General features: G+C 73.8%; 10 protein-coding genes. 3 read left to right on the top strand and 7 right to left on the bottom strand.

From position 1 onward, the window contains the following. From F8279_RS01780 to F8279_RS01760, 5 genes are all read right to left on the bottom strand, one after another. On the bottom strand, nt 1–1,248 hold the full coding sequence (locus tag F8279_RS01780; protein ID WP_151498896.1) for an alanine racemase: 1,248 nt from the start codon (nt 1,246–1,248) through the stop codon (nt 1–3). Continuing rightward, the gene (locus tag F8279_RS01775) at nt 1,241–2,740 is read right to left on the bottom strand and encodes a class I adenylate-forming enzyme family protein (protein WP_151498895.1); all 1,500 of its coding nucleotides are present in this window, start codon (nt 2,738–2,740) and stop codon (nt 1,241–1,243) included. The genes F8279_RS01780 and F8279_RS01775 overlap by 8 nt, the downstream gene beginning before the upstream one ends. Beyond that, the gene (locus F8279_RS01770; RefSeq protein ID WP_091425097.1) at nt 2,737–3,981 is read right to left on the bottom strand and encodes an acyl carrier protein; all 1,245 of its coding nucleotides are present in this window, start codon (nt 3,979–3,981) and stop codon (nt 2,737–2,739) included. Before F8279_RS01770 ends, F8279_RS01775 begins: the two co-directional genes overlap by 4 nt. Nucleotides 3,982–4,057: 76 nt before the next feature. Continuing rightward, nucleotides 4,058–5,278, bottom strand: a complete 1,221-nt coding sequence (locus F8279_RS01765) for an inositol-3-phosphate synthase (RefSeq protein ID WP_151498894.1) — start codon at nt 5,276–5,278, stop codon at nt 4,058–4,060. Nucleotides 5,279–5,318: 40 nt separating this feature from the next. Then, nucleotides 5,319–6,593, bottom strand: a complete 1,275-nt coding sequence (locus F8279_RS01760; RefSeq protein ID WP_225853071.1) for a DegT/DnrJ/EryC1/StrS family aminotransferase — start codon at nt 6,591–6,593, stop codon at nt 5,319–5,321. 105 nt (nt 6,594–6,698) lie between these two features. Here F8279_RS01760 and F8279_RS01755 point away from each other — a divergent pair, with 105 nt between their 5' ends. From F8279_RS01755 to F8279_RS01745, 3 genes are read left to right on the top strand one after another with little or no spacing between them, the layout of a single operon-like run. Continuing rightward, on the top strand, nt 6,699–7,856 hold the full coding sequence (locus F8279_RS01755) for a glycosyltransferase (RefSeq protein WP_091425103.1): 1,158 nt from the start codon (nt 6,699–6,701) through the stop codon (nt 7,854–7,856). 13 nt (nt 7,857–7,869) lie between these two features. Continuing rightward, complete coding sequence (locus F8279_RS01750; protein WP_091425311.1) at nt 7,870–9,309, top strand: condensation domain-containing protein; 1,440 nt, start codon at nt 7,870–7,872, stop codon at nt 9,307–9,309. A gap of 38 nt (nt 9,310–9,347) precedes the next feature. Next, nucleotides 9,348–10,583 carry an MFS transporter gene (locus F8279_RS01745; protein WP_091425105.1) on the top strand — a complete coding sequence of 412 codons (1,236 nt, stop codon included), beginning with the start codon at nt 9,348–9,350 and terminating at the stop codon, nt 10,581–10,583. A gap of 21 nt (nt 10,584–10,604) precedes the next feature. On the opposite strand, the gene F8279_RS01740 is transcribed toward F8279_RS01745, so the two are convergent. Further along, nucleotides 10,605–11,633 (bottom strand): ribonucleotide-diphosphate reductase subunit beta, encoded by a 1,029-nt coding sequence (locus tag F8279_RS01740; protein ID WP_091425107.1) that lies wholly within the window; start codon nt 11,631–11,633, stop codon nt 10,605–10,607. Further along, on the bottom strand, nt 11,624–13,957 hold the full coding sequence (locus F8279_RS01735) for a ribonucleoside-diphosphate reductase subunit alpha (protein WP_225853074.1): 2,334 nt from the start codon (nt 13,955–13,957) through the stop codon (nt 11,624–11,626). Before F8279_RS01735 ends, F8279_RS01740 begins: the two co-directional genes overlap by 10 nt. Nucleotides 13,958–14,120: the final 163 nt, after the last annotated feature.

The following is a 14,120-nucleotide window of genomic DNA, read 5'->3' as shown; positions in this document are numbered from 1 at the left end:
TCACCTTTCATCTCGGGGTTCGGCAGTGGCGCCCGGTGTGTCGACCGGGTGCCGCGTCAGGGTCAGCCGGGACGTCTCGACGACGCGGTCGCCGTCGCAGACGACCTCGACCGGCGCGGGGTGGCCGAGGAAGGCCAGCAGGCTCGCCGAGAGGCCGTACGCCCCGACGTTCGGCACGGCCAGCACGTCGCCCGGCCGTACGTCTGGCAGGTTCGCGGCGCGGGCCCAGGTGTCCAGCGGCGTGCACAGCGGCCCGGCGACTATCGCGCCCTCCAGCGGCGCGCCGTCGCGGCCGTCGGCGGCGTGCAGGGCGGGTACGAGCGGCGGCAGCCGGCGCAGGCCGGACATCCCGCCGAGGTGGTTGATGCCGGACTCCAGCACCACGACCGGCGTGCCCTGCGACCGCTTGACGTCCAGCACGCGCGTCAGCAGCGTGCCGGCGGTGGCGGTGAGGAACCGCCCCGACTCGAAGGCGACTGTCGGCGCGCCGTCGCGCCAGCCGGGGAAGAGCTCGTCCAGGGCCGCGGCGACCCGGTCGGCGAGGCCGGTCAGGTCCGCGTTGTGGCCGGGCCGGGCGAACGGCGCGCCGAAGCCGCCGCCGAGGTCGAGCAGGGTCAGGTCGATGCCGAGCAGGTCCCGCAGCCGCCGGGCGGTGGTCGCCGCGGCGGTGAACTGCGCCACCAGCGCGTCCACCGAGTCGACGTTGCTGCCGGTGTAGAGGTGGAATCCCCGTACCGGGGCCGACGGGCGGGAGCGGAACCGCTGCGGCTCCTGCTCGATCCAGTCGGCGTCGGCGCCGAACTGGGACGCGACGCCGGTCATGGTGAGACCCTGGCCCGGGTTGGGCACCCGGTCGTTGACCCGCAGCAGGCAGCGCAGTTCCACGCCGTGCGCGGCGGCGATCCGGTCGGCCTGGTCCAGGCCCTCGGGCGAGTCGACGGAGAGCCAGCGGACACCGGCGCGCACCGCCTCGGCCACCTCGGCGTCGCGCTTGCCGGGTCCGGTGTAGAGCATGCTGTCGCCGGGCACGCCGGCCCGCAGCGCCGCGGCCAGTTCGCCCGGGGAGCAGATCTCCGCGTCGCAGCCGGCGGTGTGCAGCGCCGCCACCAGCGCCGGGTGCGGGTTGGCCTTGAGTGAGTAGAACAGCCGACTCGGTGCGGGTAGCGCCGCGACCAGGGTGGCGTGGCTGGCGCGTACCCGGGCCAGGTCGTAGCGGTAGGCCGGGGTGTCGAAGGGCAGGTCAGCCATTGTGCTCACCCGCCAGCCGGGCCAGCGCCCGCCGGTCCACCTTGCCGTTGCCGGTCAGTGGCAGGTCGGGCAGCACGACGCAGCGCGCCGGCACCTTCATCTCCTCCAGCTGCTCCCGAAGTCGGCGCAGCACGTCGGCGGGGGTCAGCTCGGCCACCACGAACAGCGTCGCGCCGTCGCGGCCGTCGGCCGGCGGCAGCACCCCGGCCGCGTCCACGCCGTCGACCCGGTAGGCGGCGGCCTCCACCTCGGTGGCGCTGACCCGGGTGCCCTTCTCCTTGTAGACGTCGTCGCGCCGGCCGGCGAAGTGGACGTACCCGTCGGCGTCCACGTGACCGTGGTCGCCGGTGTGCAGCTGCGGGAACAGACCGTGGGCGCGGCGGAACCGCTGCGCGGTCAGCTCGGGTCGCCGCCAGTAGCCGGCCATCACGTGCGGGCCGCGTACCACCAGCTCGCCGCGGACGCCCGGTGGCTGACGCCGTCCCTCGGAGTCGACCGTGAAGATCTCGGTGCCGGGCAGGGCCCGTCCGCAGGCGCCGGGCCGGCGCAGGTCGGCGTCCGGCGGCATGATCGCGGCGCGCTTGCACTCGGTGAGGCCGAACATCAGCTGGACGGTCAGGCCGGGCAGCAGCCGGCGCAGGCCGGCCAGCACCTCCGGGGGCATGGCCGCGCCGGTGTTGGTGAGCAGGCGCAGCGGCGGGCGCGGCGCGCCCGCCCGGCCGAGCAGCCGCAGCAGGTTGATCGCGAGCGACGGCACGCAGGGCAGCACCGTGGCGCCGGACCCGACCAGGGTCGCCAGCAGGCGGCCACCGGTGTCGCCGGGGTCGCCCAGGCGCAGCCGGGCGCCGGCGACGGTGCTGAGGAAGATCTGGTAGAGGCCGTAGTCGAACGAGGGCGGCAGCAGGACGTGCACCACGTCGTCGGGCCGGTAGCGCAGCTCCGACTGGATCGCCCGCACCGCGAACGTGACCTGGGCGTGTGTGGAGACCACCGCCTTCGGCATGCCGGTGCTGCCGGAGGTGTAGATCAGGCAGACCGGGTCGACCGCGAGCGGGGCCGGGCCGGCGGGCACGCCGCCGATCGCCGCGGCGGACGCGGCGCGGCGCGCCTCGGCCGCGCCGCGCACCGGGACGCCGCGGGCGCGGGACAGGCCGGCCAGGACCGGGTCGTCGGTGAGGACCAGGCCCGGCTCGGCGTCGTCGAGCACGTGCGCGAGGGCGACCTCGGGGGCCGGCGTCCGCAGGACGACGAAGACACCGCCGGTACGGGCGACCGCGTACAGCAGCGCCGGCAGGGTCGCGTCGGCGGGCAGCGCCACCAGCACCCGGTCGCCGCGCCGGACGCCCTGCCCGCGCAGCCAGCCGGCCAGGCGCAGGCTGTCGGCCCGCAGCTGACGGTACGTGGACTCGACGGTCCCGTCCCCGACGGCGGGCGCGTCGGGGCGCTCGTCGGCGGTGCGGTCCAGCAGGTCGTGCAGCAGTTCGGTACTCATCGGGCACCTCCGGTGGCGGCGCCGAACATGGCGCACAGGGAGCCGACGTCGCGCAGGTCGGCCGCGGTCAGTGCGGTGGCCGGAACCTCGACGCCGAGCCGGCGTTCGACCCGGTCGATGACGTCGACCAGCCGGAACGAGTCGAAGCCGGGCAGTTCCCGGAGCACGTCGGTGGTGCGCAGGGTCGAGCCGTCCAGGTCCAGGGTGTCGCCGAGCGCGCCGAGCACCGCCGCGCGTACGCCGTCGTCACCGGCCCGGTCCGGCGCGGCCGGCGCGGCGTCCTCGCCGGTCCCGGCGGCCGGTCCGGCCATCGACTCCAGCGCGGCCAGGTGGTCGGCCATCAGCGCGCCGAGCGCGTCCGCCAGTTCCGGCGCGGCCGGCCGGCCCGCCTGGGCCCGCCGCAGCGCCACGTAGCTGCGCGTGGCGAGTTGCTGCCAGCGCGCGGCCTGCCCGGCCAGCGCGGCGGCGGCCTCCGGCGCGACCGCCGCGAGCCAGTGTTCGTGCAGGTCGCGGGCGCGGGCCAGCAGCCAGACGTCGAGTACGAAGCGGTGCAGCCCGGCGACGGTGTCCAGGGCGGCGCCGGTGCGGGCCAGGTAGGTTGCGATCTCCGGGCGGGCCCGGGCGGCCCGGGCGGCGTTGCCGGCGAGCATGGCGGGCACGTCGATCGCCGGGGCCGGGTGCGTCGTCACCGCCAGTGTGTGCGCACCCCCGGCCAGCGCCGTGTCGAACGCGGCGGCCGGCATCCGCCACACGCCGGGACGCGCGGGGCCCCAGGCGGTGTCGTTGTGGTACGCGTCGACCACAGTGACCTCGTCCGGCTCGGCGGCCGTGACGAGGAAGCTGTGCCGCATGTGCTCGTGCCCGTGGTAGGGGCACCACGGCAGGTCGTACGCGTCGGCGGTGACGTAGAGCGGCTGGCCCGGGGCGGCCAGCCGGCGCACCTGCGGGCCGTCGAGCTGCATCCACCGGCCCTCGACCCGCAGGCCCAGCAGGTCGACCGCCTCGGCGGCCCGGTCGTCCGAGGTCGCCTCGACGGTGACCAGGCCGTCCTGGTCCCGGGTGCGGAACCCGTACCGGGCGCCGAGGGCGAGGTGGCTGCCGGACCCGTTCGCGTGGTCGGCCAGCAGGGCGAAGCTCGTCTGGAGACAGTCCAGCGCGGTCGCGTGCAGGCCGGTCAGGATCGGCGTCCACACCGGATCCGTGCTCGGCCGGTCCGGCGCGTTCGGGACGTGGTGGGACATGGGGGACTCCTCGATGCTGATACGTGGGGCGGGGCCGCCGGCGCGGACGGTGCCGCGCCGGCGGCCGGTGCGAAGGTCAGCTGTCGCCGCGGCCGTCCAGCCCGTTGGCCCAGGCGGCGAGCGCCTGCGCCTGCTCGGCCAGCGCGTGCTCGTCGGTGCCGATCGGGTCCTTGAAGAAGAACCCCAGCTCCTCGATCGGGCCGACGTGCCCGGCGCGGTGCGCGGCAGCGGTCAGCCGGGCCAGGTCGAGCACCAGCGGCGCGGCCAGCGTCGAGTCCACCCCGCTCCAGGTCAGCTGCATGGACATCCGGACGCCGAGGAACCCCTCGAACGAGACGTGGTCCCACGCGGTCTTGTGGTCGCCCAGGTCCGGCACGTTGTCGATGTGCAGCGGGGCCGTGACGTCCTCACCGAGCAGCGCGGGCAGCACGCCCGACTTCGAGCTGAGCTTGCTGCGGGCGTTGCGCGGATCCTCCAGCGTCGCGCCGTCGCCACCGCCGAGCAGGTTCACCCCGGCCCAGGAGAGCACGTGCAGGGCGCGGCTGGTGAACATCGGCGCCAGGGCGGTACGCAGCAGCGTCTCCCCGGTCTTGCCGTCGGAGCCGGCGAACGGCACGCGCTCCCGCTGCGCCATCATCTCCAGCGCGGGCAGCCGGGCGCCGGTGGACGGGGTGAAGTCGACGAAGCCGCAACCGGCCTGGAACGCCGCGTACGCGACCACGGAGCTGGCCGGCAGCGCCTTGTCGTCCGGATCGGCCATGGCGCGGGTCAGCGCGTCCAGGTCGTCGTGCTCGGGCCGGTGGTCGGCCGGCGGCTCGGTCGAGGACACGTTGATGACGACGACCCGGGACAGCCCGTTGCGGGCGCGGAACTCCTCGATGTCGCCGGCGAGCCGCTCGACCACCTCGGCCAGCGGTGCGGTCTCGGTGCGCGCGTCGTAACCGGTGCGCAGGTTCCGCTCGACCTCGGGCAGGCTGCCCCGCACGGCGGCCAGCACCGGCGCCGGGATGACTCCGGAGTCGACGAGCGACTCGGCCTTCTTCTCCAGCGGCGTGTCGACGATGTCGTGCCCGCCGACGACCAGATCGTTCCAGCTCGCCAGCGGCGCGTCGCGCAGCATGCCGGTGTCGGTGACGCAGCCGGTCGAGTCGGCCATGCCGGCGCGCAGCGCCAGCAGACCGGTGATCGCGGTGGTGGCGACCGAACCCCGGGCGCCGTTGAGCCACACGCCGACAGGCGCGTCCGTGTCGGGGGACGGGTTCGGAACGTGCGGGGTCTCGCGATGGGTGACGGTCACGGGAAGTTCCCTTCTCTGGGTGCGCCGGGGGCGGCGCGAATCAGCGGGCGAGCACCTTGGCGACGGCGACGGCGATGTCGTGCATGTCCTGTTCGCTGCCGAGGAAGGTGCTGTGGTGCGTCTGGACGGTGTGGGCCGCGAGCCATTCGGTGTTCGGGTACGTGCGCTCCCGGTGGATCTCCGCGAAGCGCTCGGCCAGCGGCGCGAGCAGCGGCTTCGTCCACGGCTGGAGCAGCCGGCTGCGGTGCAGCGGCTCGTCGGTGCAGTAGAACCGCCGGCCCAGCTCGGCGGTGAGCGCGCTGGCCACGGCGGCGTTGTCCATGCCGGCCGGCAACTCGTCGAAGACGATCGTGCCTTCGTAGATCGAGATGCGCGTCTGGCCCGCCGCCGGTTGCAGCAGCCGTACGCCGTCGACGCCGTCGAGCATCTCGCCGAGCAGCCGGTAGTTGTGGTTGCGGACGCCGTGCTGCTCGTCCAGCGTGGTCAGTTGCGCGCAGGCCACCGCCGCGGAGAACTCGTTCAGGCAGAAGTTGGCGCCCTGTACGCCGGCGCTCTCCTCCAGGTCCAGTTCGCCCGCCGGCGTCCGGTCGCCGCGGTAGCGGCGCGAGTCGGCCCGCAGCTCCTGGAGCACCGGCGCGAGCATGTCGTCGTCGGTGACCACGGCCCCGCCCTCACCGCAGGTGAGCACCTTGCCGTGCTGGAAGCTGAAGCAGCCGAGCCGGCCGAGCGAGCCGGCCTGACGGCCCTGCCAGGTGGCGCCGTGGGCCTGCGCGCAGTCCTCCACGACGGATATGCCGCGTGGTTTCGTGACCGCGTCGAGCGCCGGCACGTCGGCCATGTTGGAGGCCCAGTGCACGGCGACCACGGCGCGCGGGTCCACCGACAGGTCGAGGTCGTCCGGCCCGACGCAGCCGGTGGCCCGGTCGACGTCGACGAGCACCGGGACCAGGCCGGCGCGCAGCGCGGCGGTCGCGGAGGCGGTCCAGGTCAGCGCCGGTACGAGCACCGTCTCGCCGTAGCCGAGGCCGAGTGACTCCAGGGCCACCACCAGGGCGCTCGACCCGTGGTCGACCGGCACGCAGTGGCGGGTGCCGACGTAGCGGGCGAAGTCGGCCGCGAAGCGGCGCTCGAACAGGGCGGTGTCGCCGACGGACGGGCTGCTGATCGCCCACCGGCCGCCGGTCAGCACCGCGGAGAGGTTGCCGGCGGCGTCCGGCGCGGGGATCGGCCAGCGTGGCCAAGGGCGGTCGGGTGGGCGGACCGGCCGGCCACCGTCCACGGCGAGCCGCCGGTCGAGAGGGATGGAGGTCGTCATGCCTTCGACCTTGATGCCCATCGATACATCAGCGGTACACACGCGATAGCCGGCACGGCCGGCGCCGTGTATCGGCGTTGTATCCGCGTGGTCGAACCTCGGGGCATGAGCCGATCCGCATCGCCCGTGGGCGAACCGACCGAACCTCGCGCCGTCGCGCGTGGCGTCTCCGTCGTCATTCCGGTCAAGGACCGGGTGGCGGAGATGCGCCGCCAGCTCCGCAGCCTGCGCGACGCCGCCCCGAACTGCCCGGAGCCGGTGGAGGTGGTGGTCGTCGACGACTCGGCGCCCGCCGCGGCCGCCGCGCACCGCGCCGCCTGCGCCGAGTACGGCGCCCGCTACGTGCGCGGACCCCGGCACGTCGGGGCCAAACGGAACCTGGGCGTCCGGCACGCCCGCTACGACCTGCTGCTGTTCACCGACTCCGACTGCCGCGTGCCGGCCGACCTGATCACCCGGTACGCGGCCCGGCTGCGCGCCTCCGGCGACGAGGTCGCCGGCGTCACCGGCCCGGTGATCGTCGAGCCCGGCGACAGCGCGTTCTTCCGCGTGATGCGCCGCTCCTACCTGCTGCTCGGCGACCTGACCCGGCCGCTGCACTACGAGCGCGTCTCCTGGGCCGCCGGGGCGAACATGGCCCTGAAACGCTCCGTCTTCGAGTCGGTCGGCGGATTCCCGGAGGACTCCCCGATGCCGCTGGGCGGGGAGGACCTGCACCTCGGGCTGCTCCTCACCGACGCCGGCTATGCGCTGCTCACCGACCCGGACGGGGTGATCACCCACGACACCGGTGTCGCCGACACCTTCCGTGCGGTCGCCTACCGGTTCACCACGTACGGGCGCTCCGAGCAGTGGCTCTGCCTCGCCCACCCGCACCGGCGCCGGTTCGTGTTGAACACCGCCAGCACGCTCGCCGTGACCGCCCTGGCCGGGCTGCTGACCGCCCGGCGGAGTGGGGGACGCAGCCTGCTCGCGGTGCCGGCCGTCGCGGCCGCCGTGATCGCCGCGAAGACACCCGGCCGGCTCGGCGGCGACCGGGGACCGCGCGCGGTGGCCGAGTCGATGGCCTGCGCGGCGATCGAGACGCTCTTCGACGGCGCCGCGTTCGTCACCTCGCTCCGGCTCGGCCGCCCCGACCTGCTCTTCACCGGCTTCCGCGCGCCGGACGAGGCGGACTACCAGCCGGACGAGGCGGACCACCGACCGGACGAGGTGGACCGTCGACCGCTCCCGCCGGTGGCCGCGCCGCCGGTGGCGGCCTGACGAGGGAGTGGCCGTGCCGACGACGTTCCCGCTGGCCCCCGGCCAGCAGATGATGTGGGAGTTCATGACCGCGCTCGACCCGGCTCACCCCGGCGCGTCGAGGCTCGTCGTGGTGGAGTTCCGCCGGTTGCGGGGCACCCTGCGGGTCGACGTGCTGCGACAGGCGATGCAGGACGTGGTGGACCGGCACGACGCGCTGCGGATGCGGTTCGACCGCATCGGCGTGGAGCCCGAGGTGCAGATCCTGCCGCACGTCGAGTCGCCGCTGGAGTACGTCGACCTGTCCGGCCTGCCGCCGGCCGAGCAGCAGGCCCGCGTCGAGCGGATCGCGTACGCGCACCGCAACGACGAGTTCGACCCCGGCCGGGCGCCGCTGTGGCGGGCCGCCCTGGTCCGGCTCTCCGAGACCGAGCACGTGCTCGCGCTCTGCTTCTTCCACATGGTCTCCGACGGCTGGTCGTGCCGCGTCGTGGTGGAGGACCTGTGCCACGCGTACGCGGCCCGGCTCGGCGCGGCCGATCCGCAGCCGCCGCTGGGCGTGGACCCCACCGCGCTCGCCGCGCTCCAGGAGGCGGAGCAGGCCGGCAACGGCGTCGACGCCGCCGCCCGGGCCGCGTACTGGCGGGACCGGCTGCGGCCGGTGGAGCCGTACCAGCTCTTCCCGGCGTCGCCACCGGCGCCGGACGTCGCGCTCAGCGCCGAGGTGGCCACCCGCTTCGCGTTCCCGCCCGAGATCACCGCCCGGCTGCGCCCGGCCGCCCGGCGGGCCCGCACCAGCCCGTACGTGCTGCTGCTCGCCGCGTACCTGGTGCTGCTGTCGCAGCGGGCCGGTCGGTCCCGGGTGGTGCTGGGCACCACCACACTCGGCCGGGAGAGCCCGCTGTCCCGGCAGCTCGTCGGTCAGTTCACCAACAACGTCTACCTGCCGGTCGACGTCGCGCCGGACGCGCCGATGAGCGCTGTGGTCGGCGTCGCGCACGCCTCGCTGGCCGAGGCCGTCGCGCACGCCACCGCGTTCCACCGGCTGGCCCGGGCGGTGCGTCCCGACTTCGCGGCGATCCGCCCCTGGCCGGACAACCACCTGTTCGACGCCTGGTTCCAGTCCGCCGCGTCGGCGTCGCCGGTGCTGCACTGCCCGGAGCTGCGGGTGGAGCCGGTCGACATCACCGCCCGGCCCGCGCCCGGCACGCCGCCGCCGGTGGTCGCCGCCGACGTGCCGCCCGAGTGCCTGCCCGCCTGGGTCAAGCGGGGCTCACCGATCGTCGTGGTGGACGACGACCGGGCCGGCGGCGTGGTGATCCGCAACCGGGGCGTCTTCGGCGACGACCTGGTACGCGGGCTGATCGACGACTACGTCGCGGTGGTCTCGGCGCTCGTCACCGACCCGGGCACCACCCCGGAAGGGGTACGCCTTCCTGACGGTGCGTGCTTCCTCGACCACGCGATCGGGTAGGAGATCCGACGGACCGCTCGGAGAGAGGTACGACGACCATGACGGACACCTCGACGAACCAGCACACGACGGAGCAGCAAGCGCCGCCGGTGCCACGCTCGGCCGTACGGGCCCGCTGGTCGGTGGCGCTGCTCTTCGTCATCATGGGCCTGGCCATCGGCGGGTGGTCGGCCCGCGTGCCGGAGGTGCGGGACGCGGTAGGCGTCGGCAACACCGGCTGGGGCCTGGCCAACATCGCCACGAACGCCGGGGAGCTGGTCTCCCTGGTCGTGGTGGCGGTGCTGATCAGTCGGATCAACACCCGCCGGCTGGCGCTGGCCGGGGCCGCGCTGATCCTGGTCAATGCGCCGCTGCTGGCCGCGTCCACCACAGTGGTGGCGCTGGTCGGCGGGCTCGCGGTCTGGGGCTTCGCGGCGAACCTGCTGGCCACGCCGATGAACGCCCAGTCGGTCGAGGTGCAGAAGCGCTACGGGCGGCCCATCCTGTCCACGTTCCACGCCGGCTTCAGCATCGGCATGCTGGCCGGCGGCCTCTGCGGCACCGGCGCCGCGGCGATCGGGATGTCCCCGTCGGCGCAGATGGCCGTCACCAGCGTCCTGCTGGGCGCGCTGCTGGTCGGCACGCACCGCTGGCTGCCTGACACGCCCCGGCAGGAGACGAAGGACGGCGAGGACCGGCGGCGGCTGCGTGACCGGTTCACCCCGCAGCTGCTGCTGCTCGCGGTGATCGCCTTCCTCGCCTCGTTCGTCGAGATGGCCGGCGCACAGTGGAGCGCGCTGTACGCGACCGAGGTGGCCGGCGCCGCCGCGGTGCTGGCCGCGGCCACGTACACCTGCCTGTCGCTGGCCGCCACCGTGGCCCGGCTGTTCGGCGACCGGCTGGCCGGCCGGTTCGGGCGGATCCGCTTCGTCCGGCTGTCGGCGCTCGTCGCCACCGCCGGCGTGGCGCTGCCGGTGGCGTACCCCCATCCGGCCGCGGTGATGGCCGGCTTCGGACTGCTCGGCTTCGGCCTGGCGTGCGTGACCCCGACGGTGCTCGGCTTCGCCGGCGAGCAGCCCGGCCTCACCTCGGGTGAGGGCGTCTCGGTGGTGGCGATGGGCCAGTGGCCGGGCGCGTTGCTGGCGGCGCCGGTGATCGGCCTGCTCGCCGGTGCGCTGGACCTGCGCAGCGCGTTCGTGGTGGTGGCCGTGATGGCGCTCGCCGTGGTGGCGTTGATCGGGCGGGTCCGGGCGACGGCGTTGCCCGGCGAGAGCCCGGTCCCGCCCCGGCCGTGACGGCCGGGGCGGGGGCGGCGGTCAGAAGTCGTCGTCGAAGGTGACCGAGCCGGTCACGCCGACCTGGTACGCCGACACCCGGCGCTCGAAGAAGTTGGACAGTTCCTGCACGTCCTGCAACTCCATGAACGCGAACGGGTTGCCGCTGCCGTACATCGGCGCGATGCCGAGCACGGCGAGGCGCCGGTCGGCCACGTGCTGGAGGTACTCGCGCATGTCGGCCAGCGACATCCCGGGCACGCCCTGACCGAGCAGGTCCTCGGCGAAGCTCACCTCGCACTCCACCGCCTCGGCCAGCATCTCCCGGACCTGCTGCTCCATCTCGCCGTCGAACAGGTCCGGCTCCTCGGCGCGTACGGTCTCCACCACGTCGAAGGCGAACGCCATGTGCATCGACTCGTCCCGGAACACCCAGTTGGTGCCGGAGGCCAGCCCGTTGAGCAGCCCCCGGGACCGCAGGAAGTAGACGTAGGCGAACGCGCCGTAGAAGAACAGACCCTCGATGCAGGCGGCGAAGCAGATCAGATTGAGCAGGAACGCCCGCCGGTCGTCGCGGGTCCGCAGTTCCCGCAGCTCGAAGATCGAGTCGATCCACCGGAAGCAGAACTCGGCCTTGCGGGCGATCGACGGGATGTTCTCCACCGCGGCGAACGCGGCGAACCGTTCCTTCTCGTCCGGCACGTACGTGTCCAGCAGGTTCAGGTAGAACTGGACGTGCACCGCCTCCTCGAACAGCTGCCGGGACAGGTAGAGCCGGCCCTCGGGGGAGTTGACGTGCTGGTAGAGGTTGAGCACGAGGTTGTTGGCGACGATGGTGTCGCCGGTGGCGAAGAACGCCACCAGCCGCGACACCAGGTGCCGTTCGGCGGGGGACAGCTTCGCCAGGTCGGCGAGGTCTCCGTGCAGGTCGACCTCCTCGACCGTCCAGGTGTTCTTGATGGCGTCCTTGAACCGGTCGAAGAAGCGCGGGTAGCGCATCGGCCGCAGGGTCAGGTCCATGCCGGGGTCGAGCAGCATGTGCCGGGTCGGCGCGGTGGTGGTCACTGGCATGCCTCGCAGCTCTCGGGGTTCTCCAGGGAACAGGCCAGCGCCTCGTCGTCACTCACGGCGGAGACCACGCCGGAGACCGGGGCGAGCACCGGGGCGACGGTGGCCTGCTGGATGCGGGTGGCGGGACGGGATCGCAGGTAGTAGGTGGTCTTCAGCCCGGCCTTCCAGGCGTACAGGTACATCGAGGAGAGCTTGCCGATGGTCGGCGCGCTCAGGAACAGGTTCAGCGACTGGGACTGGTCGACGAAGGGCGCCCGCGCGGCGGCCAGGTCGATCAGCGCCCGCTGCGGCAGCTCCCAGGCGGTGCGGAACAGCTCCCGCACCGGCGCGGGCAGCTCGGTGATGTCCTGCACCGAGCCCTCGGCCCGCTTGATCCGGTCGCGGACCTGCGGCGTCCACAGCCCGCGGGCCTTCAGCTCCCGCACCAGGTACGTGTTGACCTGGAGGAACTCCCCGGACATCGTCTCGCGCTTGAACAGGTTGGACACCTGCGGCTCGACGCACTCGTAGCAGCCGGCGATGGACGCGATGGTGGCGGTCGGCGCGATCGCCACCAGCAGCGAGTTGCGCAGCCCGTGCGCGGCGACCCGCTCGCGCAGCGCCGCCCACCGCTGCGTCTGCGCCGGCTCCGCGCCCCACAGGTCCGGGTGCAGGGCACCCTTGGCGGCCCGGGTCTGCGGGTACGCCGGATGTGGACCGAACTGCTCGGCCAGCCCGGCGGAGGTCTCCAGCGCGGTCAGCAGGATCTCCTCCTGCACCCGGGTGGACAGCTCCTTGGCCTGCGCCGAGTCGAACGGCAGGCGCAGCGTGAAGAACGCGTCCTGCAACCCCATCAGGCCGAGCCCGACCGGCCGCCAGCGCGGGTTCGACGCCGCCGCCTGCTCGGCCGGGTAGTAGTTGATGTCGATCACCCGGTCGAGGAAGACCACAGCCGTACGCACGGTGGCGCGCAGCCGCTCCCAGTCCACCCCGTCGGCGGTGACGTGTGCGCCGAGGTTCACCGAGCCGAGGTTGCACACGGCGGTCTCGGCGTCGTCGTTCACCTCCAGGATCTCGGTGCACAGGTTGGACAGGTGGATGACGTTGCCCGGCTCGCCGGTCTGGTTGGACAGCCGGTTGGCGGCGTCCTTGAACGTCATCCAGCCGTTGCCGGTCTGCGCGAGCGTGCGCATCATCCGCCCGTACAGGTCCCGGGCCTTCACCGTGCGCACCGCGTTCTTCTCGGCCGCCCGGTACGCGGCGTCGAACGCCTCGCCGTACAGGTCGGGCAGCTCCGGGGCGTCCGACGGGTCGACCAGCGACCACTCGCCGTCGGCCTCGACCCGGCGCATGAACTCGTCCGGGATCCAGTTGGCCAGGTTGAGGTTGTGCGTACGCCGCGACTCCTCGCCGGTGTTGTCCCGCAGCTCCAGGAACTCCTCCACGTCCGGGTGCCACGGCTCCAGGTAGACGCAGGCCGCGCCCTTGCGCCGGCCGCCCTGGTTGACCGCGGCCACCCCGGCGTCGAGTGTCTTGAGGAACGGCACGATGCCGTTGGACCGCCCGTTGGTGCCCCGGATCAGCGCGCCCCGGCCGCGCACCCGCGACCAGGAGATGCCGATGCCGCCGGAGAACTTCGACAGCTTCGCCACCTGGTGGTACCGCTCGTAGATCGAGTCCAGCTCGTCGCGCGGCGAGTCGACCAGGAAGCACGACGACATCTGGGTGTGCCGGGTGCCGGAGTTGAACAGCGTGGGGGAGCTGGGCAGGTAGGCCAGACTGGACATCAGCCGGTAGAAGCCGACCGCCTCGCCGGGGGTGCGGGACAGCCCGCAGGCCACCCGCAGCAGCCAGTACTGCGGCGTCTCCACCACCAGCCGCGACTGCGGGTGCCGCAGCAGGTAGCGGTCGGCGACGGTACGCAGTCCGAAGTACTCGAACCGCAGGTCGCCGTCCGGGTGCACGGCGTCGTCGAGCTTGCGGGCGTGCCGGGCCACGAACGCGGCCGTCTCGTCGCCGATCAGCCCCAGCCCGTGCGCGTACGCGATCGACTGGCTGAAGCTCGCCACGCCCTGACCGCGGACCTCCTTGTCCACGTACGCGGCGAGCAGCCGCGCCGCCAGCTTCGAGTACTGCGGCTCCTCGCCGATCAGCTCCGCCGCGGTCTGGATCGACAAGCGGTCCAGCTCGGCGGTGGTCGCCCCGTCGTAGAGCCCGCTTATCGTCTTGGTGGCCACCCGCAGCGGGTCCACCTCGTCCAGGTCGGCGACCCAGCGCTCGACCGCCCGGACGATCTTGTTGACGTCCACCGGCTCGGTGTCGCCGTCCCGCTTGCGTACCCGCATCGCCGGCCGGCGGGTCTCGGACCCGCCGGTCCCGGACGGGGGACTCTCCTGTACGACAGTCATGACCTCTCCTCGCTGTCACCGTCTGGAGACGGCGGGAGACGCCAACGGGCGCGGCACGGCCGGCCCGGCTGCTGGCGTCGGTCGTCCCGCGCGACCTCCG

It is taken from the genome of Micromonospora sp. AMSO1212t (genome assembly GCF_008868145.1).
Taxonomy (GTDB): domain Bacteria; phylum Actinomycetota; class Actinomycetes; order Mycobacteriales; family Micromonosporaceae; genus Micromonospora; species Micromonospora tulbaghiae.
This window is presented reverse-complemented; position numbering and strand designations above follow the sequence as displayed.

Excerpts from the sequence above, each read along its gene's own strand:
- F8279_RS01780 (WP_151498896.1), bottom strand. The coding sequence starts at position 1,248 with ATGGCTGACCTGCCCTTCGACACCCCGGCCTACCGCTACGACCTGGCC.
- F8279_RS01775 (WP_151498895.1), bottom strand. The coding sequence starts at position 2,740 with ATGAGTACCGAACTGCTGCACGACCTGCTGGACCGCACCGCCGACGAG.
- F8279_RS01770 (WP_091425097.1), bottom strand. The coding sequence starts at position 3,981 with ATGTCCCACCACGTCCCGAACGCGCCGGACCGGCCGAGCACGGATCCG.
- F8279_RS01760 (WP_225853071.1), bottom strand. The coding sequence starts at position 6,593 with ATGACGACCTCCATCCCTCTCGACCGGCGGCTCGCCGTGGACGGTGGC.
- F8279_RS01755 (WP_091425103.1), top strand. The coding sequence starts at position 6,699 with ATGAGCCGATCCGCATCGCCCGTGGGCGAACCGACCGAACCTCGCGCC.
- F8279_RS01745 (WP_091425105.1), top strand. The coding sequence starts at position 9,348 with ATGACGGACACCTCGACGAACCAGCACACGACGGAGCAGCAAGCGCCG.
- F8279_RS01740 (WP_091425107.1), bottom strand. The coding sequence starts at position 11,633 with ATGCCAGTGACCACCACCGCGCCGACCCGGCACATGCTGCTCGACCCC.
- F8279_RS01735 (WP_225853074.1), bottom strand. The coding sequence starts at position 13,957 with ATGCGGGTACGCAAGCGGGACGGCGACACCGAGCCGGTGGACGTCAAC.